General features: G+C 42.4%; 13 protein-coding genes and 1 pseudogene. 2 read left to right on the forward strand and 12 right to left on the reverse strand.

The annotated features are described in order from the left end of the window. Window positions 1–173: 173 nt before the first annotated feature. The 10 genes and pseudogenes from NPUN_RS11710 to NPUN_RS11765 all read right to left on the reverse strand — a co-directional run bounded on the left by NPUN_RS11710 (window position 174) and on the right by NPUN_RS11765 (window position 17,240). The gene (locus NPUN_RS11710) at window positions 174–434 is read right to left on the reverse strand and encodes a hypothetical protein (RefSeq protein WP_012408905.1); all 261 of its coding nucleotides are present in this window, start codon (window positions 432–434) and stop codon (window positions 174–176) included. 407 nt (window positions 435–841) lie between these two features. Continuing rightward, window positions 842–2,512 (reverse strand): helicase-related protein, encoded by a 1,671-nt coding sequence (locus NPUN_RS11720; RefSeq protein ID WP_202947538.1) that lies wholly within the window; start codon window positions 2,510–2,512, stop codon window positions 842–844. Further along, complete coding sequence (locus NPUN_RS42730) at window positions 2,500–2,982, reverse strand: DEAD/DEAH box helicase (RefSeq protein ID WP_202947539.1); 483 nt, start codon at window positions 2,980–2,982, stop codon at window positions 2,500–2,502. The genes NPUN_RS11720 and NPUN_RS42730 overlap by 13 nt, the downstream gene beginning before the upstream one ends. Before the next feature lie 2 nt (window positions 2,983–2,984). Beyond that, complete coding sequence (gene brxD / locus NPUN_RS11725) at window positions 2,985–4,304, reverse strand: BREX system ATP-binding protein BrxD (protein WP_012408906.1); 1,320 nt, start codon at window positions 4,302–4,304, stop codon at window positions 2,985–2,987. A 42-nt stretch (window positions 4,305–4,346) separates the two neighbouring features. Continuing rightward, window positions 4,347–7,199: a BREX-6 system phosphatase PglZ gene (gene pglZ / locus NPUN_RS11730; protein WP_012408907.1), complete on the reverse strand. Its 2,853-nt coding sequence runs from the start codon at window positions 7,197–7,199 to the stop codon at window positions 4,347–4,349. Next, complete coding sequence (pglX, locus tag NPUN_RS11735) at window positions 7,196–11,134, reverse strand: BREX-6 system adenine-specific DNA-methyltransferase PglX (RefSeq protein ID WP_012408908.1); 3,939 nt, start codon at window positions 11,132–11,134, stop codon at window positions 7,196–7,198. Before pglX ends, pglZ begins: the two co-directional genes overlap by 4 nt. 132 nt (window positions 11,135–11,266) lie before the next feature. Further along, entirely contained in the window at window positions 11,267–13,504 is a 2,238-nt protein-coding gene (locus tag NPUN_RS11740; protein WP_052304589.1) for a hypothetical protein, read from the reverse strand. A gap of 57 nt (window positions 13,505–13,561) precedes the next feature. Next, a pseudogene (locus NPUN_RS40060) lies at window positions 13,562–14,729 on the reverse strand (IS630 family transposase). A 52-nt stretch (window positions 14,730–14,781) separates the two neighbouring features. After that, window positions 14,782–15,411: a hypothetical protein gene (locus tag NPUN_RS11755; RefSeq protein ID WP_041565343.1), complete on the reverse strand. Its 630-nt coding sequence runs from the start codon at window positions 15,409–15,411 to the stop codon at window positions 14,782–14,784. 1,565 nt (window positions 15,412–16,976) lie between these two features. Then, window positions 16,977–17,240 (reverse strand): hypothetical protein, encoded by a 264-nt coding sequence (locus NPUN_RS11765; RefSeq protein WP_041565344.1) that lies wholly within the window; start codon window positions 17,238–17,240, stop codon window positions 16,977–16,979. A 54-nt stretch (window positions 17,241–17,294) separates the two neighbouring features. On the opposite strand from NPUN_RS11765, the gene NPUN_RS11770 reads away from it, so the two are divergent. Both NPUN_RS11770 and NPUN_RS11775 read left to right on the forward strand, forming a co-directional pair. Next, window positions 17,295–21,023, forward strand: coding sequence for a type II toxin-antitoxin system ParD family antitoxin (locus NPUN_RS11770; RefSeq protein ID WP_012408909.1), 3,729 nt, complete (start codon window positions 17,295–17,297; stop codon window positions 21,021–21,023). Between the two features lie 815 nt (window positions 21,024–21,838). Then, the gene (locus NPUN_RS11775; RefSeq protein ID WP_041565345.1) at window positions 21,839–23,758 is read left to right on the forward strand and encodes an iron uptake porin; all 1,920 of its coding nucleotides are present in this window, start codon (window positions 21,839–21,841) and stop codon (window positions 23,756–23,758) included. A gap of 247 nt (window positions 23,759–24,005) precedes the next feature. Here the strand turns inward: NPUN_RS11775 and NPUN_RS43225 are convergent, their stop codons facing one another. Together NPUN_RS43225 and trxA are read right to left on the reverse strand one after the other, a co-directional pair. Then, window positions 24,006–24,170, reverse strand: a complete 165-nt coding sequence (locus NPUN_RS43225; RefSeq protein ID WP_234711092.1) for a hypothetical protein — start codon at window positions 24,168–24,170, stop codon at window positions 24,006–24,008. Between the two features lie 203 nt (window positions 24,171–24,373). Continuing rightward, a complete protein-coding gene (gene trxA, locus NPUN_RS11780) occupies window positions 24,374–24,691 on the reverse strand; it encodes a thioredoxin (RefSeq protein WP_012408911.1) in 318 nt (105 codons plus the stop codon). Window positions 24,692–24,999 lie beyond the last annotated feature (308 nt).

Below are 24,999 nucleotides of genomic sequence, written 5' to 3' on the forward strand. Positions count from 1 at the left end.
CCATTGAGCCATTGCAATGTCTATCGCCTTGCCGCCTAAACGTCTACGCACTCAACTTTAATGCTACCGTTGATTATTTGGTAGGCTTCTTTACCAAAGAGCAACTCCTGTTTGTGACAGTACGTACACTACAAGACAAAAGTATTGTTTTTTACCTATGTTTAACAGGAGTATCACCCACAAAAATCATCCACCCGGATATCCCGCCAAATGTCAGAAATCTGCCAGCCAGAGTTGCCAACAGACTGTACTGGAGGATTGTCAAGGAATGGAATATAGTCAGGAACTCTAGCCACTGGAATTGCTGCTGGTTGCTCATCAACTACAGGGGCTGAGGAATTGACGGTATCAGCTTGAAGATTTTGGTCTTCAGTGTGTTGGATTTCCATCATTTTCTTCAGAGTCAGCTTGTCGGATTTTTTGATGATCTTCATAATCTATCTTGTTAATGTTTTCATTCACTGCTCCCCAAAGGCATCGGCTGAAAATCTGGATGACAGCAAAGTTGGGAGAAATTGGGTGTTAATAATTGCACGGAATAAACAAGATACAGCAAATCTATGGAAAATACGAGTCTCTTGCTGAGGAATTTATCTTTTTCGATACAAATTTCTTTTTCGTGCAGATGTCACAATATTTTACACAGATGTTTTGGGCACTCTTTAGCCTTATAGGAACCATTGATTCCCAAAATCAAACTGGAAAGGATTTTTTGCAGACAGGGAATTTTGATAACAAGCGTAGGTGATGATGAGCGCAACCCACAGTCTTTTAAACTTTGACTTGATTTTAGTTCAATCTAAGGTATCTCGCTCAAAGTGGCTTTGTTACTGAGATAAAACTATTCAAGTTTATTTAAATTCAAAAATTTAATTACTCCTGGCATATCTAGCAAATAATTGCTAACCATCTCTAGAGAATACGCTTCTAGCAACGCCCTCTGAAACTTACTTAGACGATATTCTGGTAATTGCGAAAGAATGAAGCGCTGGGTAGCTGAATTTTCCCAAAAGGCAGGAGTACTCATCTGAGCGATCGCTAAACTTAAAGTTGCATAACCAACACTATCGCCTTCAATTTTTAACTTGAAGTTGTCAGAGGTAATCTTCCAATCATGGTGAAATTGCAGACCGTATTTGAGGGTGTGATTAATTTGTCCACCTGCGAAAGTCCACCACAGCGCCCGATCTGTTTCTAATTGGATGCTTGATTGAACTTCTGTTATTAATGGCCTGAGATCAGAACGGTACTCATCTAACACAACTTGCGTCTTAGCATCAATGTAAGGAATAGTACTTTCTGATTGCAATATTTCCGCAATTTGCTGACAAAGTTCAAAGCCTAGTAGCTGTGGGGCAAAGCCACCCCAGCTTGGTTTTTTACCACGGGGGGCTGGAACAACTCCAACTGTGCGTTCCTCATGGCTAACGTGCATGACTGTCCAAGCCCGACCGCCGAGAAGAAATGAACTCATCTGTGCAACTAATTTATCAACAAAAGCTTGCTCTAGAGAGCCTACAGTGTAACCTGCTGGTGTTTGAACTTTATAGAGAACTGGGCTACTAAAAACAGCGTAGAGTTCCATGAAGTTTTTACGCCCAAACACTCGTTCTGCTTTTTCTCCCATTGACAGTAGCCCACCAGCTAGAAACAGGAAATCCTCCTGAATCATGTGTTTGATAAGTATTTCAAATTCTGAGTGGGTTATGCCTGAAAAATCAGGAACTACTGAAAGTTGCCCCCAGCAGAGTTCTGGGCTAATGCCACCAAATTGTAGGGTAAGTGCTAATAGCTGATGTACAAGTACGGGCCATGCGCGTGTCTGAGTAGGTATAGATTCGACCCAGCCTTTCCTAGCTAGTTCAATGATGGCGATCGCTTGCAAAACTGTCTCTACATTTTCACAGAAAAATGTAGTATTAGCTTGTTGCCCTGTTCTTCGTCCAGTGCGGCCCAAGCGCTGGAGGAAAGATGAGACAGTAGAAGGGGCATTAGCTTGCAATACTAAATCGAGATCGCCAACATCGATACCCAACTCTAGAGTGGAGGTACAAATAATGCTGGCATTTGTCCCTCTATGAAAACGGTCTTCTGCGGCTGTTCGTTCTTCTAGGGAGACAGAACTATGGTGGACAAAGACATCTGTACCTCGGTTACGCATCCGTTCGGCAATTTCTTCAGCCAAAGACCGACTTTGGCAAAAAAACAGGCTTTTCTTGCTCTGCGTTATCTGGCTGGCATCTTGAGCGATCGCGCCTAGCGTATCACGCAGATAAACGCGCAAATCCTTTTTCGAGGGAACTTTGGGCGGATTGACTACGCAACCTGGACGTTTTGATGTACCTTGGAGCCAATGCAAAATATCTACCGGATTACCAACGGTGGCACTAAGTCCAACGCGCTGCACATCATTATTGGTGTAACGAACTAGCCGTTCCATAACGGACATGAGATGGGCACCTCGGTCTGTACCAGCTAGAGCATGAACTTCATCAATTATTAAAGCACGCATATCGCCAATATTAAAGCACGCATATCGCCAAAGATTTTTGTGTGGGGGACTTTGGCGGATAGCAGCATTACCTCTAATGACTCAGGAGTGGTCATCAATAGTGCTGTCGGCTCTTTAATAAAGGCACGCTTTTCCTTATCTTTAATATCCCCATGCCAAAGAAAGCGCCTTAGACCTACCATTTCGGTGTAATGCCCCAAACGTTCAGCTTGATTATTCAACAAAGCTTTAATTGGTGCAACATATATAAGTCCAACTCCTTCAGGTTCGCGTTCCATTAACGTTGCTAATAATGGAAATATAGAAGCTTCCGTTTTGCCACCAGCTGTAGGGGCTAGAACAATTGCATTATTACCGTCGAGCAGTGTATGTCCTGCCAGTTCTTGGACAGGACGCAGAGAAGACCACCCTAAGTTGGAGACAATAGCGGCTTGCAGACGGGGAGGAAAGCGAGCAAAGGCTGAAGTCATGGCTAGAACTCCACGGCTGCGTAACCTTGGATATCCGCAGGATCTTCGTCAAAATAAGTACGACCTTCACGGATGAGCAATTCTACTTCATTTAAATCTGTGGGTTCAAAACCTTCTGCGCTCATCGGGTCAAATTCATCATTTTCTGATGCTAAATCAAGGATGTTGACAAACTGGCGCAGAAATTGTCGAGGAACTACTCCCACGTCTCCCTTAAAGCCAGCAGTAACTTTGGCAACTAGCCGTTCAATAAATTCGAAAGTGACTTTATTGACAATTCCAGTCCGATTGGCTGTGGGGAAAATTTCTCGCAATTTGAGTGCCACCTCTTTTAGACGGCGTGCATCAAAGGGTTTGAGTTCTAACTGGGGTTGGCGGGGGTTTGCAAAGCCAGCAAGAGTCAGAAATTGGATACGGTCATGCAGAGGTTCTAGTCCAGCAACTCCGCGTTTAGTATCAAAAAATTCAGGTGTCCCCGTATAAATCCATAACAATCCTCTGTAACGGTCGGCGGCATCACAGATTTGGCGAATTCCATTTAAAGATTTACCTCGACTATCATGCCGCATTCGCAGTACTGTTTCTACTTCATCAATGACAATAACCAGTCCCTTGTAGCCTGCGGCTTTGACAATTTCGAGAATACCGTGCAGGTAGTCTAGGGCATCTCGGCTAGCAATATCTCCCTTAATGCCTGCGGCTTTTTTAGCGGTAGCAGCCACATTTTCACTACCAGCTAGCCAAGAAAGCAAGGCGCTGGCTTCAGCAATTTCACCTTTCTGCTTAAAAGTAAAAATAGCACGGAGAACTCGTGCCATATCTTCTGGAGCTTTACCGCCCGTGAGAGAAGCAAGTTCTTCTTCTATGCGTTGCTGTACTAAAGTATCGAACTCGTCGCTGTTTTCATCTGCCCCGCCAGCAATCAGTGCATCTTCCACACGCGCAATCCAGCGATCGATAATATCGCTTAAAGCACCTCTAGGACAAGAACTAGTTCCCAATTCCTGAACGACTTTGCGATAAACATCATCGAATTTGTAAAAGTGCAAATCGTTATCAGAAACGACAACAAAACTGGTGGCAAAGCCTTGAGCTTGGGCATCAAGGATGGCCAGACGGGACATAAAAGTTTTACCACAGCCGTAGCCACCGCGTAAAAACTTGAAGACACCTTCGCTATTAGCTGCTAGTTGGAATTGGCGATGAATTTCTGTTCGCTGTTTGTCAATACCGACAGCAAAGGCTTCTAACCCTCGTTCTGGAACAACACCGGAGCGAAGACGCTCAAAAATATGTTCAATATCTCGTTCACTGATTGCCATAGTTGATTTTAATTAATACGTTTACTTTTATACATTAATCTGTTAATTTTGCTTGACATAGCGTTTACCATTACTGGTTGTTTCAATCCTGACTGAGAAAGGAACCTTCTTCAGGTGTTCCTCAAAATCTAAGGAGAAACGTCGCACCAGTCTGGCTGAACCAAGGATTTGGTTTAGTTCAGGTTCTGTAATCGAGCCGTGTTGCTGGAGGTGGAAGAACACACGCCGAACGGTTTCATCCTCGAAACTATCTTGCCAGTCAGTATTTTTGGGTAATTCGGTAGCGGTAGAAACCTCACCCTGGAATGAGCCAGAGACATTGAAATAAGTTTGAGGAACTATTGACTCTACATCTTCAACATTATCTGGGTGATAAATTTCCAGACGGACACGCTCATCTCGCTGTCCCTTGAGGTCAAAAAGCACCTCAATCCAATCTCCTTCGACGGCAATTTGGAGTTGCTGATTTTTGACTTCTGCACCAGGGGCATCCTTAATCGTAACTTGGATATCAGGTCGCTCTGGCACGCGCAAAGCGACATTAATTTCCCTGGCTCCCACAAAACTGAGAACGCCTTGGGCAACAGGCGCGGGCTTAACCCTAACCCGAATTCGGCTACAGTCTAAAATATTTGGCTCTGGTTTGGCTTCGATGAGATATTTCACCATTGCCAAATGAGACTGATGACGATGGGATACTGTTAGTACAGGAATAACTCGCTCTTGAAGGCTATTCCCACCATGTACAAAGGTAGCACCAGGATTGCCAGTGGCAAAAACAGCAGTATCTTTACGGAATAGTAAGTAACCTTCTTGTCCTTCATATTTGAGGGCATTTAAAGAAACTGTTACCATTCCTTCTTCGGAGCGAGATTCTTTGGCAAGGATATAACGGCGATTGGAGTCACGATAGGGTTTTTCTTGGGTGGTTTGGTCTTGTAGGAGAAATCCGTGGTCAGCAGTGAATATAAACTCATTTATACCAATACTTTTGAGGTGGTTCCAGGCTGACTTGATTTGTTGCAGCCAGGTTTCAAAGGTTGCTAAACCTACATTAGCTTCGCCTGCATCGTCAATTTCTCTACTGTGAACAACAACAAGATTGGTATTAGCGCAGCTTTGTTTGAGGCTGGTGGTTGACCAATTGCAGACCTCTGCTAGAGTCAGACCCCGAACTTTTCTACGACCTGCACTGATATTATCAATACTCTTCTCACTCATTGCCCGAACTCGTTCATCAGGCTTTCGCACAGTATACTCACCTGTTTTAAAACCTTTGAAACCATCACTACCCGCTAATACTACCCGACCATTTTGGTTAACGGGGGCAAGGATGTTCATCCCGACAGCAGTGATGCTGGGTAATTCGGCATATCTCCCTTTCAACGTTACGGTAGTACCAGCCCCTTCAAATTCTTGGATAAGTTCTGTTGCCATTTCGTAGCGGAAGGCATCAATCAGAAAGTAAGCAACTTTTTTATTACCTTGGGTGAGGGGGTGTACTACTTGCTCGTAGAGAGTGCGTTGCTGAAGCCCATCATCGGGTAAAAAGCTTTCTGTGGTGCAGATGACGGCAAAATCTTGTGCCAGGGTATCAGCCCAATTGCGATACTGAAAACGAAGTTTATCGGCAGCTTCTAGGAGTTGGGCGAAGTGGGGTAAGGTGGGTTCTAGGAGTTTTAACCTCTGCTGCTCAAAACGGCGATGTGCTTTGTCTACTTCAGAGCCAGTTTGTGTATAGTATTCTAAAGCTTCTCTGAGGGTTTGTTTGCCCTGAAGCTGCCCTGAACCTTGAATCATGTAACCCAAAGTGGCTGCATCTTTGATTAATGACCATTCTAATCTGCGAGTGCGATCGCGTTCTAGCCAAAATGAAGCAGACTCGGTGTGAGATTGTGACCAGTGTAAGGCTTTCTGAAATTCCCCAGTCAGCAGTGCTTCTACAGCACCCTGTAAAATGGCTGTTTCTTCCCACTGGAAGGTTTCAAATTGTCCTAAGTCTTCGGGGCTAATTTGATTAAGTTCTTGTTCTAGATGGGATTCTACAATTGCTGCTTTGGCTGCATAAATATCTGGATGGCGTTTTCGCAGATATTCAACAAGTTGCTTGCAGGTCTTTCGCAAGGGTAGAGAAAGTTGGGCCAGGGGTTGAAGTGCATCAAGATGAGGTGGGCGAGTGAGGTCATGGACATATTCAACGCACATCAGCCAAGCAGCAAATGTTTCGCCCAGGTCGAGGAAAGATAGGGGTGTGTCGCCGTGAAAAAAGCACACAAAGGCTGTGTTCATCCCTGTGTGGCGGTAGAGATGTTCTGTTAAGGTGTTGAGAGCGGTTTGGTCGCTGATTCTCGATTGCAGTACTTTGTCTTCGCCCAGGATACCGTCTACAATCCACTCTAAACTCAGACTTGTTAAATAAGCTGCTAGTCCGTCCTGGGGTTGGGAAAGGTTATTTTGCAGCCACTCCTCGGCAGATTGTAAGTCAGTGATGCCATTGTTAAGGTAGTTTTCGATACTAGCAGGGTTAACGTGGCCTGTAACTGCTTCCCGAATCAATGTGTCAAAGGCTTTGCGGAAACGGTAGCCGGCGCGGTAAAGTTCCAGAATAGGAGTTTTGCGGATAGTTTCTTCCGTATGACCGGGCATGTGAATTAACAACGGTTCGGGGTCAAGTCCATTGCCATAAGTTTCGAGGGCAAGTACCATCTCTAAGTAACTGCCGCGAAAGGCAACGACTGGGGCAAAAAAGTCACCACGGTTATAGCGGGCGATTAACTCATCAACATAACTGTTGTAGTACCCGTCTTTATCTAGCCAAATAACGATACCGCGTTGACGCAGTTCTCGCTTCAGTTCTGCTTCTAAAACTGTGGTAATTGGACTTAATTGACTCATGCGGCTTCCTCCTCTTCTTGCTCAAACAGAGGGCCGAAATCTTCTTCTTGGGTTTCTTCTTTTTTGCGTTTGCGTTCCCGTCGCTTCTCTTCTTTTTCGATAATTTCTTGCACTAGCTGAGGATTTTCTTTAGCAAAGGCTTGGCGCAGACTATCAGAATTTTGTTCATCAATAGTGAAATCCTCAGAAATTTCATCTTGCAAGCGCAGTTCCCACTCGTAAGCTTTAGCTGGGTGATATTTCCAAAAGCAACTGTGGGCAATAGCTAGGGAAGGATCTAGTTTGCATTTACCCTCAACCCGTTGGGGAAAATAACGGGCGGCTAAATGTGACCAGTCATAATCTTTTTTACCTTGGGCGTTGCAGAGTTCTAACCACCATTTTTTGGGTTGGTTCCACTGGGGTTCGAGTAAAGGCCAGAGGGCTGCACTATTGACCATCACACCGTCATCCAAAGCCATTTTGAAACGGGCATCAACTTCGCGCTTAATATCTTTTGCATTGGCTGGGGGTGGCCCTTGTTCCGCGCACTGTCTCACTAGGTTGATAAATGCTTTGAGTTCTTCGTGGAGTTTTTGTACTTCGCTGTAGTGTTCTTCAGCTTTTGCTTGTGTTTTTTTATCGCCTTGATGTCTGGCTGTGGTCAGGTCGTTGAGTTCGCCTTCTAGTTGGCTGAGTTCGGGGATGAGGTAATCTGCTAATAAAGTTTGCAATGTGTTATCAGCCCAGCGATGAATGCTGATAAAAGCAACAAAATTTTTCCGTTGGGATGAAAGGGGAAAGTAAATTGGGCGGCTTTCGTACATTCCTAAGTGAACATCTTTAAAGAAGGATAACCGCAACCATTTGCGAAGTTGGGTTCCTTTGGCAATAATTGAACCGTACTCGTGCCAAGTTTCTTGGATGGGTTTACAGCTTGGGTGTTCTAAACTGTCTTTTTCAGAATAGGCGGAAAGATAAAGGATACCTTCGCCATTTGTGCCAAATCGCCCTAATGCTACGCCAATAGCATAGGAAACGAAATTGGTTGGGAGTGGTTCTTCGTAGACAGGTTTGTAGTTTGGTAAAGGTGTGCCAGGTTCACGGTCTACTGCTGTTTGCGCCCATTCTTGGGCATAGTTCCAAGCTGATGTACCTGGTTTTTTGAATTCTACTGAGGTTTCGCGAGCGGCTTCGTGTTCAGTGAAGGCTGTGTCAAGTTGGGCGAAGATTTCGTCTGCTGATTCGATGGGGAAAAGGGGAAGGCGTTTTGCATCTCCGACCTGAAAACTAATGCTAGGGTTTAATGCAATCAGTACATTACGGGCAATTTTAGAATTCATCAAACATACTGTGTTGCTTGTAATGTTTGGGAAAACTGATTGACCTTTTACATCAAACACACTTTTAAATCTATGAAATCTTGCTGCAAAAATACTACCTGTAGATGTGAATGCAACTCCTGCTCGGAAGTAATACTGTTCATTTTGAGGTCGTGAAGTTTGTTCTCCACCACGCTCCATTAACTTTACAGCCAGTGCATTTGGTTCCCAAAGTAAAACATCTGTAAGTGGTTCAAACCAAACTTTACCAGCAGCACCCTTGATATAAGGAACCCATTTATTTCGAGGAAGGCTCAAAAGAGGAATATTTGTAGCACAAATTAAGAGTTCAGTAAGCTTAATTTCCCAAGGCTGTCGTAAAAAACGGGTATTATTGGCAGTTTGCATCCCTACTCTGACATCAGTTTCATCTCCCATTTTTGGTGTTTCAGCATAGCATTTGAGAAAATCTTTATCCCACCAATAAACAAGAGGTTTTTCTTTGATAACCTCAAAGCGATTGCTCCAAAATTCAAAATGCCCAGCTTGTGATAAAAGTGTTGCCTGTTTCCGTTTTGTTCGCTTTCTATCATAAGAATTTTCACCTAGCGGAGTTGCCTGCATTGCTATACTCATTTCTCCGCTAGGTAGCGTATTTAAGAATATGCTCATCATGACAGCAAGAACTTCTGAGTTTTGTACATCTTCAAAAGCGGCTGTATTTAAATCTCCTATCATTCGCAAATCAGAATTACCCAATAACCATTCTCGAATCTGCGTATATTGTTGAATAAACATCCAATTCCGCATTGTCAATAACGCAGACACACCCCCAGTTCTTGCTAATTGCAAACCCCGTTCCAAAAAAGCTGCATACAAATCCGCCTTTCCTTTAGGGTAATTCTTCGTAATATACCCAACATCCGCCATCTTACTCGTCCCCTGATACGGCGGATTGCCAATCACCAAATTATAGCTATTTTCACGTACAAGGCGGATAAATCTGATACCTGCTGCTAACTGCTCACCCCGCAACCGCAAGCCCAAATCATCGCCACTGGTACACCGCGAGAGAAATTGCTCAAGTTTATCGAGTAAAGAAGCTTTCGTCTGCTGAAAATTAAAGTCTGGTTTTTGCTCACCAAAGCCTGCAAAAATATTGCCTTGAATCACCTGTTGAAACTGACTTTCGTACTCGCTAATTGCTGTATCTACCGCAGTGTCTACCTTCAACAGTGTTCCTAAATAATCTGCCCCCTGCAAAGCATATACAATCTGATTTGTCAATTTTTCTGGAATTCCCGTCGCTTCCGTCACCTCTCGCCGCAACTCCACCAACGCCGGATCATCTGCTGGTAAAGAACCCAACTGAAGATTAGATGCAACCAAATTTAGATGTTTAGGACTTGCTTGTGGAGAAAGTAGCCGCGCCTTCAGTATTAACGCTGCTGCCGCAATTTGTATTGCTCTGGGGTCAATATCAACACCATATAAATTGTTCTCTAGAATCGACTCAACAATTTGGCGATCGCTCCAATTTTCCCCCCGATGCCTTGCTTCTTCCTGGTAAAGTGTAAATAATAACCCAAAAGCAATTACTAGGAAATGAGCCGAGCCAGTGGCAGGGTCTAAAATTTTGAGCGATCGCACACTCTCTGGTGCATGAGTGACTGCATCTGCGGTTAATGGTTGGGGAACCCAATATTTCCAATTTTGTTCAATTCCCGGTTCAATTGGCATTAACGCATCTAACGCTACCTCTTTTTGTTCGCGCTTTTCTCGCCACTCTTTACGCCTTGCTTCCAAACGAGCTAAAGTTCCATCTGCCTCAACCTCAGCCGTCCAACCGTTCTTTTTGCACATCGCCAGCCACATCTGCCCCAAACTGTTATGGAGTAACCACTCCACCATGTAACGTTCTGTAAACATTTGGGTTTTGCTGGCAATTTCATGGGGTTCTACCTTCCCGCCCCCATTTAGTTTTGCATCTAGGGCTTCTCGTTCTGGGTCGTTCCAGTATTGATAAACCCACCCCAAAGTTGTATCATCCAGCCAAACATCCTTTAATTCAGCTGCATCCAAAGCCTCAATTGCTGCTCTCAAGGTACTGGCTGGAATTGGGAATAGTGCTGTCACTCCGACATTGCCAAACAAACCAGGCAATTCCTGAGCCAGTTCATCGTAGAGTAATTGCAGCAATGTTCCGTATCCCTCAGTTTCATCCTTGCACAAGTCCGGTGCAAAATCTCGAAACTCCCGATAACCCCGACTCTGCCAACCTCCGGTTAATACAGCAGGTTTAATTAATCCGTGTGCTTCCATCTGCTTAATTACTATCAGCCGATTGAGCAAGGTTGCAGCTGCGAGCTTGACTGCTGTTTTCAAATGGCGATCGCGTATTTCATCTTCTTGTCTCTTACTTTTACCCTGACTACGGGATTGCTCATCCAGCCATTGTTCCAAGCGCTCTCGTTTCACCTGTTGCTCTTCTGCTAATCCCGCCTTATTTAAGGTTTTAATTGATAATCGATAGGTGCTTTCTATCGCGTTTTGCAAATCAGTGAGCAAACGTTCTCTTAAAGCACGAATTGTATTTGATAATTTGGATTTAGCTTCAGGGGTGAGATAGGACATTAGGAATAGGGAATGGAGAATAGGGAATTGGGGATTGGGGATTGGGGATTGGGAGTTGGGAGTTGGGAGTTGGGAGTTGGGAGTTAGGGATTGGGAGTTGAGTATTTATGCTTCTTATTCCCCATGCCCCATTTAAGATAAGCGAATGCGAGTATTGGGTTTGAGTTGAGCTAATAGCCGCTCTTTTAACTGGTTAACTAGTGCATTAATTTCTGCTTCTGTGCTGACTTCACGACCGCTAAGATTTAGCGGTAGCTGCACCACTTGATCTTCGGTGACTTCAGACAAGACATCATCAAGCCTGTTATTAGCAGTAGTCTCAGCCTTTTGAAGCTTAATTAGTGCTGAATCTTTGAGTTCTAACAAACTGGGATAGAGTGCATCCTGAGTTGTGTCATAGGTCGCTTCTTGAACGGAACGGAACACATATTCTCCTTGCTTTTCGTTTAATTTGATAAAGTTTTGGCGCTGTTTGAGTCGTCCTTGAATTGCTTTGGCTTGCTTCTCTTGACTCTCAATCAAGTTCAACCGCACGGCTTTGTAGTGCTGTTCAATTGTTTGTAGGTGAGGTTCCAAACTGCTAATGTCCCGCCAAGAGCGATCGCTATTTAGCTGTTCTTCTAAAGCTGTGATCGCTTCAGTAATTTCTGTCCAACGCTCAATCTGCTTGAGTTGAGCTACTTGGTTATCCCGAATATTAATTGCCTTAGTTACTGCATCAACAGCACTATCAGTCAAATCTGTCAAGGAAATACCAAGTTCTTGAATTCCATCTCGCAGCGCATCGAGATTTTTCTTAACTGCAATCACAGTGTCTTCAACTTGGCGAGAACGGGTACACTTTTCTAGGGACTCGCGTAACTTGACTAAAGCTGGGGGTAAATTTGGTCGGTTTGGTAGTTGATTGTACCGTCGTTCTAATTCTTGTAATCGTTTGACCTGACCAGGGAACTGCTGGAACACTGCATCAGCGATCGCATCATTTTCCCGATCCAATTCAACATCTAATGGTGATTCTTTGAAAAATTTACAAATGGCAATTTTGTCACGCGGGGTAATACTGGTTTCGTTGGGAGGTAGCAAATCAGCACGTTTGATGTCCCGGTCTTTAGTGAACATATCCTTAGCGCCAGGGTCACGCACCGAAGTAATTTCTGGGCCAGTTTCGGGTCGAATCCGCACCTTAGTAGCCCGAAGTAAACCTACCAAGCAAGCTTTAACCACATCTGCGGGATAGCCATAGGGCGGCCCACCAAAGTGAGTTAGCAGCTGATTACCAGAAACCCCATTTTGGTCTTGAATGTACTGACCAATCCGGGAAGGAACTTCACCGCTACAGGTAGGCATATATTTACCTGCATCCAGTTCGAGTATGCCCAGCCCATCTTTCATAAACTTGTGGGATGGGCCAGATAAGTTCGGCTCTAAAAGTTGCGCTAATTCACCTGGAGTAACTGCCACATCTACATAATGGCTGTAAAGATCCGGCAAAATGTTTTCCCCTATGCGTCCAAGCACAGTAGTAAAAGTTGTACCGTGTTGCTGCTTGTCGATTTGTCGTCCCCGGAAGAAGATTTCACCATCCATAAAGGACTGAGCGATCGCTTTTTGCACTTCTTTCTCTAACACGTCACGGCGACTTTCTTCTTCTCCAAGTAGGTTTCTCTTATCTTTGGTAAGAGATTGTTTGCGACTTTCATACTTACTGATGATGTGCTGGGATTTGGCAAGTTCTCGTACTTGGGCTGCAACATTATCGCAAGTACCTACTACCCAAATTAGGCGATCGCGGAAATTTGAGCGATCGCTAGTTTGTATCCAGGTTGTGGGGTTTCGCTCTTCTTTATTAGTGAGATAGCGAAAGTCAATAGTCAGTACTGCTGGGTCGTTTGAACCTTGAATACGCTCATCCTGTCGTTGACGACCATCGCTATAAATAGCTAACCAAGGAAACGACTTGTTTTTGTAGCGAGGCCGTTCTACAGTACCTAACAATGACTTTAATTTATCTGCCACAATCAAACTAATAGCATCAGTAATCACGCTGTGATTATCTCGCTCTCGCTGCCATTCTTGCCCAGCAGAACTTTGAATTTTATAGCCAAGTTTGTCAGAATAGGAAAGTAGCCCTAATCCTCGCAATTTTTCTAAAGCTGCTGTACTGGATGGCTCATTGTTGCCCATTCCCAACTGAGAATAAAGACATTGGCTAACCAAAGTAACAGTTGTCGGTTCTTGTTCTTGAATCAACTCCAAAAGTGCCACGGCTTTTGCAACTTTTATCGCCATCTCGTCTTTAATAACTTCTTCATGGCTGAACAAACGTGCTAGCGTAGTTTGCACATCAGCGTCTAAAGCCGACTGTTGCAATTCATAAATGCTATCGATAGTAACTAACGCACCTAGTAGTCTGCCAAGCTAACTTTGCTATGTTAAATTTGGATATAAACGCTCCATTTTTCGGCGAGCATCTTTGGTTTGAAAACCCCAATAAACACTAGCTTTTTGCTGATTACGTTTTTTCTCCCAAGCGGCAATCTCAGAAGTTAATGTTTCTGCATTAGGAATACGCCGTTCTAAACATTGGCGAGATAAAACAGATAATTCGATTTCTACCTGATTCAGCCCTTCGGGTTCGCCAGTTGCTTCAAGTCGGGGAACCCGCCCAACGCACTGGCTCACCAAGAAGCGTGTTTAGGAGTATAGTGAAACTCTAACTTTTGAATAATTCGACGTGCTTCTTCTGGTGGAAAAACTTCATATAATGCATTGGGTGTATGAATATTCAAGTTATCAACTACTAAACGAATAACATCGGCATCTCGGTAGGAAACATCTACTAAATTTTTCATTTGTTTAGCAAAATCGGCTTTAGTTCGACGTTCTGTAACTTCGATATGCCGCCATCCAGCCAAGGGTTGAAAACATGCGAATAAATTTACTGTCCCGTTACGTTTATACTCAAAATCATAACGTTCAGGTTGCTCTGGCTGTGGTGGCAAAGGAAGTCTTACTTCTTCTACTAATTGGTATGGACGTTCATCAAAGCAGACTACAGGGCGTTTAGGATCATAAGGCTCATTGTATAAATCCAGCACATCTTCCATTCGGAAAACATATTCTGCGTTAACTTCAGGAATACACCATTGTTCTTTCAACCAAGGCTTAATTTCATTTTTTTTAAAGTTTGACGTACTGTTTCATCTGAGATTGAATCTATGATACCAACGTTCACTAAATGATCTGCTAATAATTGCATTGTCCAACGCACTCTTCCTTCTGGCGGATTAGAACAAGCTGTTGCAATCAAAAATGCTTCTTGCTTTTCATCTAATTTTTTATGTTTTGGTGGATGAACTTCATCCTTTAAAGCAAAATCTAACCCTCCAATGACAAATTTTTCTCGTATTCGTTGCACTGTTGCAACATGCGCTCTAACTATGCTAGCGATCGCTTGATCCGTTTCTCCTTCGGAAGCCATCAAAAGAATGTTTGCACGGCTTATGGTTCTTGCCTTATGCTTACCTTTCTTAATTATCGATTGCAGTTGGGAAACTTCATCTTCATTCAAGTCAACAATGTACTTTTTTGCCATGTTACACCCCGTTTTTGGCTATTTTACCAATTAGAGGTTTTACTTAGCAAAGTTACCTTGGTACACTACTAGGAGCATAAATCAATCCCTGCGGTGGGGTAATTCGCAAACGCAACTCAGGCCAACTTGGATTCGGGCGAATTACTTGCACATGTCCTAATGGAACATTTACACCAGGGGGAATCAGAGGATTCTCTGCCCCTTCCGGACTGTTACCCAATATCGGGCGTAAAAGATGATCTGTACCGGGAATTTCGATTGCAGCTGCAACCAGATCCCCTTCTGCTAAGGTGTAATGATATGCCTTGCGGTTGGCTGCTTCCACGTACCACACCACATCATTGAGACTCAACTTAGCTGCTTGCAATTCATTCAGTCCTATGGGTCCTTCATGCCCGTCTGACCAACGTCCGTGTAACTCAAAAAACGGACAAACCGGACGCCACTTCCCTTTGTCTTTGAAGCGAATTTCTTCTGGCAAATAAGCAGAAATATTGCCGTTGGGATCGATATTAAACGTCAGTGCAGGCTTGATGACTGTTTCAGCTGTACCGCGAGGTGAGTAATCATTCTCCGCCCAATGAAAATTCTCCATTGGGTATGGGGATTGTCCAAACCGAGCAAAGGCTAAGGGAGGACAAATCCAAATTTCTTCAAGAATTAACTGATCTTGAGAAGACATAAAGAATGTTAAGTTATGTATTATTAAATACTCTCTAGACAAACTCTAGAATATTTAGCGTCTTATAAGCACATACTTGAAGGTTAAACTTTACGTATATTTATATACCTATATTTATTTTTGCTTACTTATCTGGAATTGAGATATTCAACAAAGCATTTACGAGTCAACAGGTGAAATTTCTTACTCAGCAATGCCGCCCTGGCTTAACTCACTGATTCTCAAGTAACCCTCTTCTCTGATTCAATAACACCAGCAGGGAGTAGACAAGAATTCCAATAACTGTATTGATAATGGCAAAAACTCTCGGTGTCATTTCAGTCTGACGAATTATCAGGCATTACCCCAGGCTGAGGATTGCGCCAATGCATTCATTATCTGTGTCAGGACGAAACTAGGGTGGGATTAAAAACTTTAACGGGAAAGGTGATTACGGTTTCTGGAGTCAAACCAACTGTATCCGTGAAATGGCTTCGTGAAAATTTTTGGATTTATAGTGCAATCGAACCATTAACAGGACAACATTTCCAGCCAAGTTTACCCCAAGCTAAATGGTGACTATTTTCAACAGTTTTTAAACTGGTTAGCTGGGCAATTAGGTGAAGATTATGCAATTTTACAAATAGACCAAGCTTCTGCTCATGTCAGTGGTGCAATTAATTGGCCTGAAAATATTATTCCCCTGCAACAAAGCCACCTCATCCTCTGGAACTGAATTTCATTGAAAGGCTTTGGCAATATCTCAAAAAATCACTTTTTAATGAACTTTTTTCTTCTTTGCAAGACTTACGTACTCGCATACAACAATTGTTTGCCCAATTAACATTTTAGCAGGTAATGTCTATCTCGTCTTATAACTTTATTTTAGAAGATATTTTCTATGCAGCTTCATATTAAATTGGTATTAAAACAATGGTGTTTTCCTCGTGAACACGAGGGCTAAAACCTGAATTTTTACGTTGGTTTCCACAAGTTTTTGATTTACTCATCAACCTTTATGATAATAATCAAAGCTTTACTATTAGTCAATAAATTCGCCAATTTACAAGGGGTTAACACCTATTATAACAGGGTAAATATGGTCTCAAGAGGTGAGAAGAGTGAAAAATCCTGTTCAATAAAATTGACTCATGTTTATAATTATTTTTTATAAAAATACTTGGTGAAAGTACATTTGTCTAGATTAGTTAGTACCAGTAAAAAAACTGTCATAGTCGCAGTCAAGTAAACAATCACCTAAGAAATATATTAAGAAGAGCGATCTAAGGATCTCTCCGCGCTAAAGTATTAAATGTTACTAGTAACAAAATGTTTTTCTATCATAATCAACGGCAAAAAGCGGGAGCTATACTTTTGATACGTCTGTCCTAGTGTTATAGTTAAAATTGTTAGGTGTTATGTTTAAAATAGCGGTATTAGTTTTTGTAGTGTTGTCTATGTTTTATACTCTAGTTTTAAAAGATTCTGAAACATCTATGGTTTATATGCTTGGAGCGCTAGTTTGTACACTATTATTAATAAATAGTAAACTGTCACCTAGAAATTAGTTTGCTCAAAGAAATGTTTTAATTAAAATGGCTATCTAGAGATTTATTTAGCAATCCATTTTGGTTAACGGCAATCGTGCTACTTATTTCAATCAAACAGCACCCCATCCATACAAGCGATTTTAACTCTTTCACCACAATCCTGGTTTTCTCTTTCCAAAAAATAGATTCATTGAGTTCTATTTGACTTGGTGATTTTTCATTTTCAGCAACGGCTACGGCTGAATAATTGACTTCACGACAGTTTTCTAGCTCTTCACCACAATCTTGGTTTTCTCTCATTTATTACCTAATAGCAGAAAGTCTTGTATCAGTGTTTAACTCCTGAACAGACTGATGATTTGTGGCATAATATCATTACAAGATTATTGCCAATTTTTGCCACAGGTAGGAGAAAGTGACGTGGATCGCCAACGCACAACGCTTAACGTATCACTAACTCCTGATTTCAATAAATTTATTACCTCGCTTGTCAACTCAGGAAAGTATAAATCAGCAAGTGAGGTCGTTCGACAAGGTCTGCGACTACTTCAACAGCAGGTAGCAAGCTCAAACCCTAAAAAGGAAAGTAATTCACAAGAGAGTGCAACAATTAACAGCGCTGTTAACGATAAGCGCTTAAATATGTTTCCTGGCTCTGGTGAAATGAGGGAACGTATACATAATTTCGATTGGGCAAGTACATCTGTTGGCAGTGTAGAAACATGGCCACAAAGTTTGAGAGCAACGATACGTACTCTGCTGGGGTCACGGTATCCGATGATTTTACTTTGGGGGCAGGATCTAGTTCAAATTTATAATGATGCATATACTAGTTTAATTGGGGCAAAACATCCTCTGGCGCTAGGTCGTTCTATCCAAGAAACGCAATCGGAATCCTGGGATGTAATTGGGCCGATGATTGTTGAAGTGATGACAACGGGTGTTCCCAACTGGGTAGAAGACCAAATGATGGTGGTGAACCGAGCAGATTATAACGAGGAAGCCCACTTCAGTCTGTCTTACAGTGCCGTTGAAGATGACGAAGGTGCAATTAAGGGTATGCTTTGCGTATGTAGCGAAGTGACGCAGCAGGTACTAGGGGAGCGGCGCTTGCGCTTGCAACGTGATTTGGCAGCACGTTCTGGTGATACACGAAGTGTAGAAACTACCTGTAAGGATATTCTGTCCACGATCGCAGAATATCCTCAAGATGTACCGTTTGCTCTGATTTACCTGAGCGAGCCAGATGGCAAGACAGTGCGATTATCTGGCAGCGTTCGAGCAAACATAAATGAATCTATTGCACCTTTGAAGGTGGTTTTAGAAGAATTTACAGATATATGGCCGCTTGCAGAGGTAATGCTAGGAAATACAACTCTGATTGAAGGTCTTAATCGCCATATAACTATTGTCGGTGGACCCTGGAATGAAATAGTCTACCAAGCAATAGCGCTACCGATCCCGTCATCAAATGTCACAGCACCGCTTGGGGTACTCATTGCCGGAATCAGCCCCAATCGTCGCTTGGATGAAAGCTATAAATCGTTTTACGAGCTTTTAGCAGGGCAAGTTTCGGTTTCGCTTCGCAATGCTCAAGCATACGAAGAAGAACGCAAAAAAGCCCAAGCGTTAGCTGAACTAGACCGAACTAAAACAGCATTTTTCAATAATGTCTCTCATGAGTTTCGCACACCTTTGACGTTAATACTGGGCCCGTTAGAGGATGTGCTAAACAACCAGAACGCGAGATTGACAAGTGAGGAACGCGAACAATTGCAATTAGTTCACCGAAACAGCCTGCGTTTGCTCAAGTTAGTCAACACACTATTAGACTTTTCGCGCATCGAAGCAAATCGCATTCAAGCAGTTTATGAACCGATAGACCTTGCTGTATTTACAACTGAACTGGCCAGTGTCTTCCGCTCAACTATCGAACGGGCCGGTTTACGTCTAATAGTAGATTGCCCACCTTTACCAGAAGCGGTGTATGTAGACCGCGAAATGTGGGAAAAGATTGTTTTGAATTTGCTCAGTAATGCTTTCAAATTCACGTTTATTGGACAAATCAGTGTAAGCTTGCGTTGGTACACAGAATATGTGGAACTGGAAGTCCAGGATACAGGTATAGGAATTCCAGCAGAGGAATTGCCCCATTTGTTCGAGCGTTTTTACCGCGTACAAGGGTTACAAGGTCGCACTTATGAAGGCTCTGGAATTGGATTATCCCTAGTGCAGGATCTGATTCGACTTCATGGTGGCTCAATTCGTGTAAGCAGTAAAGTAAATCAGGGAAGTTCTTTCATTGTTTTACTTCCTACTGGTACTGCTCATCTGCCCACTGAACGCATTGCATCTGGGCATGATTTGCCGAACACTGCTTCGGTAACGGCTGCTTTTGTTGAAGAAGCATGGCGTTGGCTACCACAAGAAGCAGGGGAGCAGGGGAGCAGGGGAGCAGGGGAGGAAAACACTTTCTTCTCCTCTGCTCCTCTGCCCCTCTGCCCCCCCCGCACAAGTGCCCGCATTCTTCTGGCTGATGACAACGCAGATATGCGTGATTATTTAAAGCACTTACTTCAGCCAGATTACGAAGTAGAGGCAGCCACAAATGGATTAGCTGCTTTAGCAGCAGCCCGCAGACAAATACCGGATTTAGTACTTAGCGATATTATGATGCCGGGAATCGACGGTTTGCAATTGTTGCGCGAATTGCGCTCTGCATCATCCACTCGTGAAGTGCCTATTATCCTGCTATCCGCCCGCGCTGGTGAAGAATCTCGTGTTGAAGGCTTAGAAATGGGCGCGGATGATTACCTGATCAAACCTTTCTCGGCGCGAGAACTGCTGGCGCGGGTAAGAACAAACTTAGAGTTGTCTCGACTGCGTAAAGATGCTTTAGCTCAACAAGCCGAACGGATTCGGGAGCAGGCAGCGCGAGTTGAAGCGGAAGCAGCCAATCGGATGAAAGATGAATTTCTGCAAGTACTTTCCCATGAGATTCGCACACCGCTCAATGGAATGCTTGGCTGGGTTAAGATGCTTCGCCAAGGTAAATTGGACTCATCTGCGACTACTCGGGCGCTAGAAACTATTGAGCGCAACGCCAATGCTCAAGCGAAATTAGTAGACGATTTGCTGGATGTATCATGTATTATCCGAGGGCAACTGCGCCTGGAAAAGCGTCCAGTTTCTCTAATCTCAGTGATTACTGAAGCTATCGAAACTCTAAAACCACAAGCTGAAGCTAAAGATATTACCATTAACTGTATGCTCGATCGGTATGTTAGTTCTGTTTCTGGAGATGCTAGCCGTTTACAACAAGTAGCGTGGAATCTGCTGAGTAATGCAATTAAATTTACACCTTCTGGGGGACAGGTAGAGGTTTCCCTACAAGCTGTGGGTACAGACGCGCTTCTCCAGGTCAAAGATACAGGTAATGGTATTAAAGCTGACTTCTTGCCCTACATTTTTGAACGCTTTCGTCAGGCAGACGCAAGTACAACCCGAACCTATGGAGGGCTAGGCTTAGGACTTGCAATTGTCCGGCATTTAGTGGAAATGCATGGGGGAACAGTAGAGGCTGATAGTCCAGGGCTTGGGCTTGGAGCAACCTTTGGGGTGCGCTTACCTCTAATGAGCATCTCTTATATTTCTGAGGGTGCAGAATCAATCTCTGGAAACGATGATAGTCAAATTTCACTCAACGGTTTACGAGTCTTAGTTGTTGATGATGAAGCTGATGGGCGGGAGCTTGTTGGTTTTATCTTGCAGCAACATGGTGCATTGGTGAGTCAGGCAGCATCAGTAGCCCAAGCATGGTCAGCGTTAGAGTCGGGAATGCCACACATACTGATTTCGGATCTTGGTATGCCCGAAGAGGATGGCTACAGCTTTATTCGTCGAATCAGAGCTTTACCGATAGAAAAAGGGGGTAGAATGCCAGCGATCGCCTTGAGTGCTTATGCTAAGGAAGAAGACCGAAGGCGAGCGCTACTAACAGGCTTTCAAATGTATTTGTCCAAGCCATTTGATCCAGATGAGCTATTAATTATGGTCGCAAGTTTGTCTGGTCAATTTCCGTAGAATTACAGCAATTTGAGATCAAATCCACCACGAATATCGTAAACTTTAAAGATGTAGATATTATTTGGTCAGATTTTAATCGAGAAGCATTTCATCAGGCTTTATTGAGCTATCAAAGTCGCGATCGCTGTTTTGGTCAAGTTAAAGCTTCATTCTCAGCTTAGGGTATTTGGAAATAGTACTTACTTTAAGGTATTGCTTCTTTTACCAAAATGTGATATGCTATGTTCCTGTTTAAAAATTTTCTGTATGCGATCGCTATAAAACTTCTCTTGGATGAAACTGGTTAACAACCATAAGAGAACTTATTTCCACCGTTTTCCTCCCGATCTTACCTGTACCCCAATCGATTTGCGATCGCAGTCTCTTAAATTTTTTAAGTAAATTATTCTTTGTTAGGTATTAAGCCGAAATCCTCGGCTCAATACTTGTATTCATTATCACAAAATCAGACTTATGTAAATTATTATTTTGTCAATGTATCAATCCGCTTTTATATTTGAACAGAGAAAATTTGGAAGGCTTATGAATCAAGCATTTTACGTAATGCATTTCAAAAACCATTTAGGATTGCTATCGTAATTATAAAAACTATCAATATGATGTATTGTTAATTCTTTCCAAAAATAGTATTTACTATAATTTAATACTTGCGATACAAGCTGATGTTTTGGTAAGTCAATTCAGAAAAAAACCTGATATCAAAAATTTAAAGTTAGCAAGACCTCTTGCTAAATCTACTTTAAATTTACTTATCAATACATTTTAAAATCGCAATCAATTTTTTCACTATTTTATAGGTGTTGGGAGTTATGATGTCAAAATATCTACTAGCTTCTGCTAGTGGGATGGGATTTTTATGTTTAATTGCTGGGTTATCACCTGTGCAAGCCCTTCCTAGTTTAGAAATTGCAGATGAAAACGTAGCTGTTAATCAAAATGATGGCAGCTATCAAAAAAATGATTTTAATCAAAGCAATTTAGCAAAAAATATCTCCAGTAAATTGCTAATAGCTAATGAGAATCAAAAAAAATTTTCCTCAGTCAAGCAACAGCAAAATAATCAAGATTTAGGAGTAGATTCTGCTGTTACCTATAAACAGCCAGTTATACCACAATCTATAAATTCATCTCCATCCTCAGACAAACTTGCACAAGTAACATCCGTATCGCAATTGTCTGATGTACAGCCGACTGATTGGGCTTTTCAGGCACTCCAATCTTTAGTTGAGCGCTATGGTTGTATCGCAGGTTATCCCAATCAAACCTATCGCGGTAATCGGGCGATGACTCGCTATGAATTTGCTGCTGGTTTAAATGCTTGTTTAGAGCGAATCAATGAACTGATTGCGACTGCAACTGGTGATTTGGTCAAAAAAGAAGATTTAGCCGCATTGCAAAAACTACAAGAACAATTTGCGGCGGAATTGTCAACATTGCGGGGTCGAGTGGATGCTGTAGAAGCTCGCACCGCAGAACTAGAAGTAAATCAATTTTCTACGACTACTAAACTTAATGGAGAAGTAATTATTGCTGGTGTTGGTGCTACCGGCGGCGCTCCTAATGACAGTGACCCGAACATCATCCTAGTCAATAGAGTGCGATTAAATCTCACCACTAGCTTTACTGGTAAAGATTCATTAATTACTGGATTGCAAGCTTATAACTTTTTAGGTGGAGCCGATGGACAGGGTAGCCTGCAACAAAGTTTAGGATTAGCTTCACCTCTTTTAAGTTCTAGTAGCGCTCGTACCAGTTTTGAGCCGCAATTTCCGGGGTTAAATGTCAATACTTTGTCGAGCGTTGGCGCAAACAGTGTTCAGCTTTACAAATTGCTGTATATCTTTCCCGTCGCTAATAAATTAACCTTGTTTGCGGGAACTGCGGCGGAAACATCAGATGCTTTCCCAGCAATTACGCCTTTTTATGGCGAAGGCCAAGAGTCAATTTCTCGTTTTGCCGGCTTAAATCCTGTGCTACGGGTTTCTGGTGGGACTTCTGGTACTGGTTTAGCATCGGCGGCAGGCTTTATTTATAGTATTTCCCCGAATTTGGATTTACGAGCTTTATACGGTAGTGTCAACGCCAATTTACCCCAAAAATCTGCTGATGAGGTACTACCAGGAGTTTCTACGACACCTTTGGGAGGTGGCTTATTTAGTGGGAGTAGTGTTGTTGCCGCACAGTTAACCTTCAAGCCCAGTCCTGACCTAGATATTGGTCTAAACTATGCCAATAGTTATCATGAAATCAATATTTTAGGTACAGGATTAATTAGTGGTGATGTTGGTGCTTTAGCTGGTGTTGAGGCTGGAACACCCGTCAAACTCAACTCCTTTGGGGGTACGGTAACATGGCGATTGTCTCCCAAAATAGCCTTATCTGGCTACGGTGCAGCACTATTTGTTGATGCTGCTTCAAATAGCGTGAATGCTTCCACCACCTTTACAAGTTGGATGGCGGGAGTTCACTTCAGAGATTTATTCAAGTCAGGAAACACTGCTGGGATTCTTTTTGGTCAGCCGCTTTTCCGTAGTGATACTGGTGGTTCTGCTCAACTTACCCCCACAGGCGAGAATCGGGCGACTCCTTATCATTTGGAAGCCTATTACCGCCTTCAAGTTAGCGATAATATCAGCATTACCCCTGGTGCGTTTGTTCTCTTTAACCCAGAAGGTAACAGCAACAATGAGACTACGACTGTAGGCGTACTTCGGACTACTTTTACCTTTTAACAATAGCTCCAAAGAGCGATCACACCATAACTAGCAAGCAAATATCCTCCCAAAAGTAACACTCCTGAAAAGGAGTGTCGAGGATGAGATAATCACTAATAAATAAGTAGAAATTTGGTGGACGATTATCGAATAATAATATTGTCTTTTTGCCCAAAATCTTTTATGGAAAACTGGTGAAATGCTTAGGTTCGCTACGCTAAGAATAAAGTGCGTAGCCCATTATAGATATCGCCTCACACATAACCTAATTGTTTCTTTTACTTGAGTTACCAGGTTGATTTGAAAGTTGGTGCTTTTGTATAACCCGCTCAATCTGGCAAGTCACCTCATTTATTCTGTATTTAACCTTATCAAAATCAATATTTACCCAAATATAGGCTTTGTCAGGTTTTTCTCGCTTATTATCCATATACCGCTTTTTTTGTTAAGATATTTTCTTATATCTATACAATATAGCTATCTCTATTTCTAAACTACTTTCTCTAGACGTATAAGTAAATATGCTTAATATTTACTTAAGATTTTCTCTGCTAGAAGTTCAACCACTATTCACTAAAAGAGACGCGACATTTCGCGCCTCTAAGAAGCAAAACCCGAATTCTAAGTATTAGCTTAAATCTTTGTTTGTAGATATTGCACCAACTGCGGTGCTTGCATTACTCCCTCTATCCTATCCACAGGTTGACCTTGCTTAAACAATACTAAGGTTGGAAGAGATGCAATTTTATACTCAGTAGCCAAATCTGTGTATTTTTCTGTATCAATTTTGACAATCCGTAGGCGATCCTTAAGTTGGAGATTGACTTGCTCTAAAATTGGCACCATCATTTGGCATGGGCCACACCAGTCAGCGTAAAAATCTACTAATACAGGTACATCAGAAGCAGACAGCATCTCTTCAAAGCTGTTAAATTGTTTTTTAGTTGCCATGTGACACACACCGATTTTCAATTGTTTGTTTCAATAGTAATTCTTAGTAAATAAAATCGGTACAAGTTTATGGGTTTTGTTGGGAAAATATTAGATTACTCAATATAGATTGATTGACCCGCAAAAATCTTAAATAATTATAATAAAATCAATATATAGTGTGCGTTTGTGTATATGGATTAGATATGTATTTCAATCTATCTTAGCTTCCTAAATAAGGTAAGTTGCCACAATAAAATCATACCATGTAAAGAAAAATGAACTACGCTAAAATCCTTATAGCTATTGCCTGTTGTCTATTGCCTATT

This window comes from Nostoc punctiforme PCC 73102 (assembly GCF_000020025.1).
GTDB classification, from domain to species: domain Bacteria; phylum Cyanobacteriota; class Cyanobacteriia; order Cyanobacteriales; family Nostocaceae; genus Nostoc; species Nostoc punctiforme.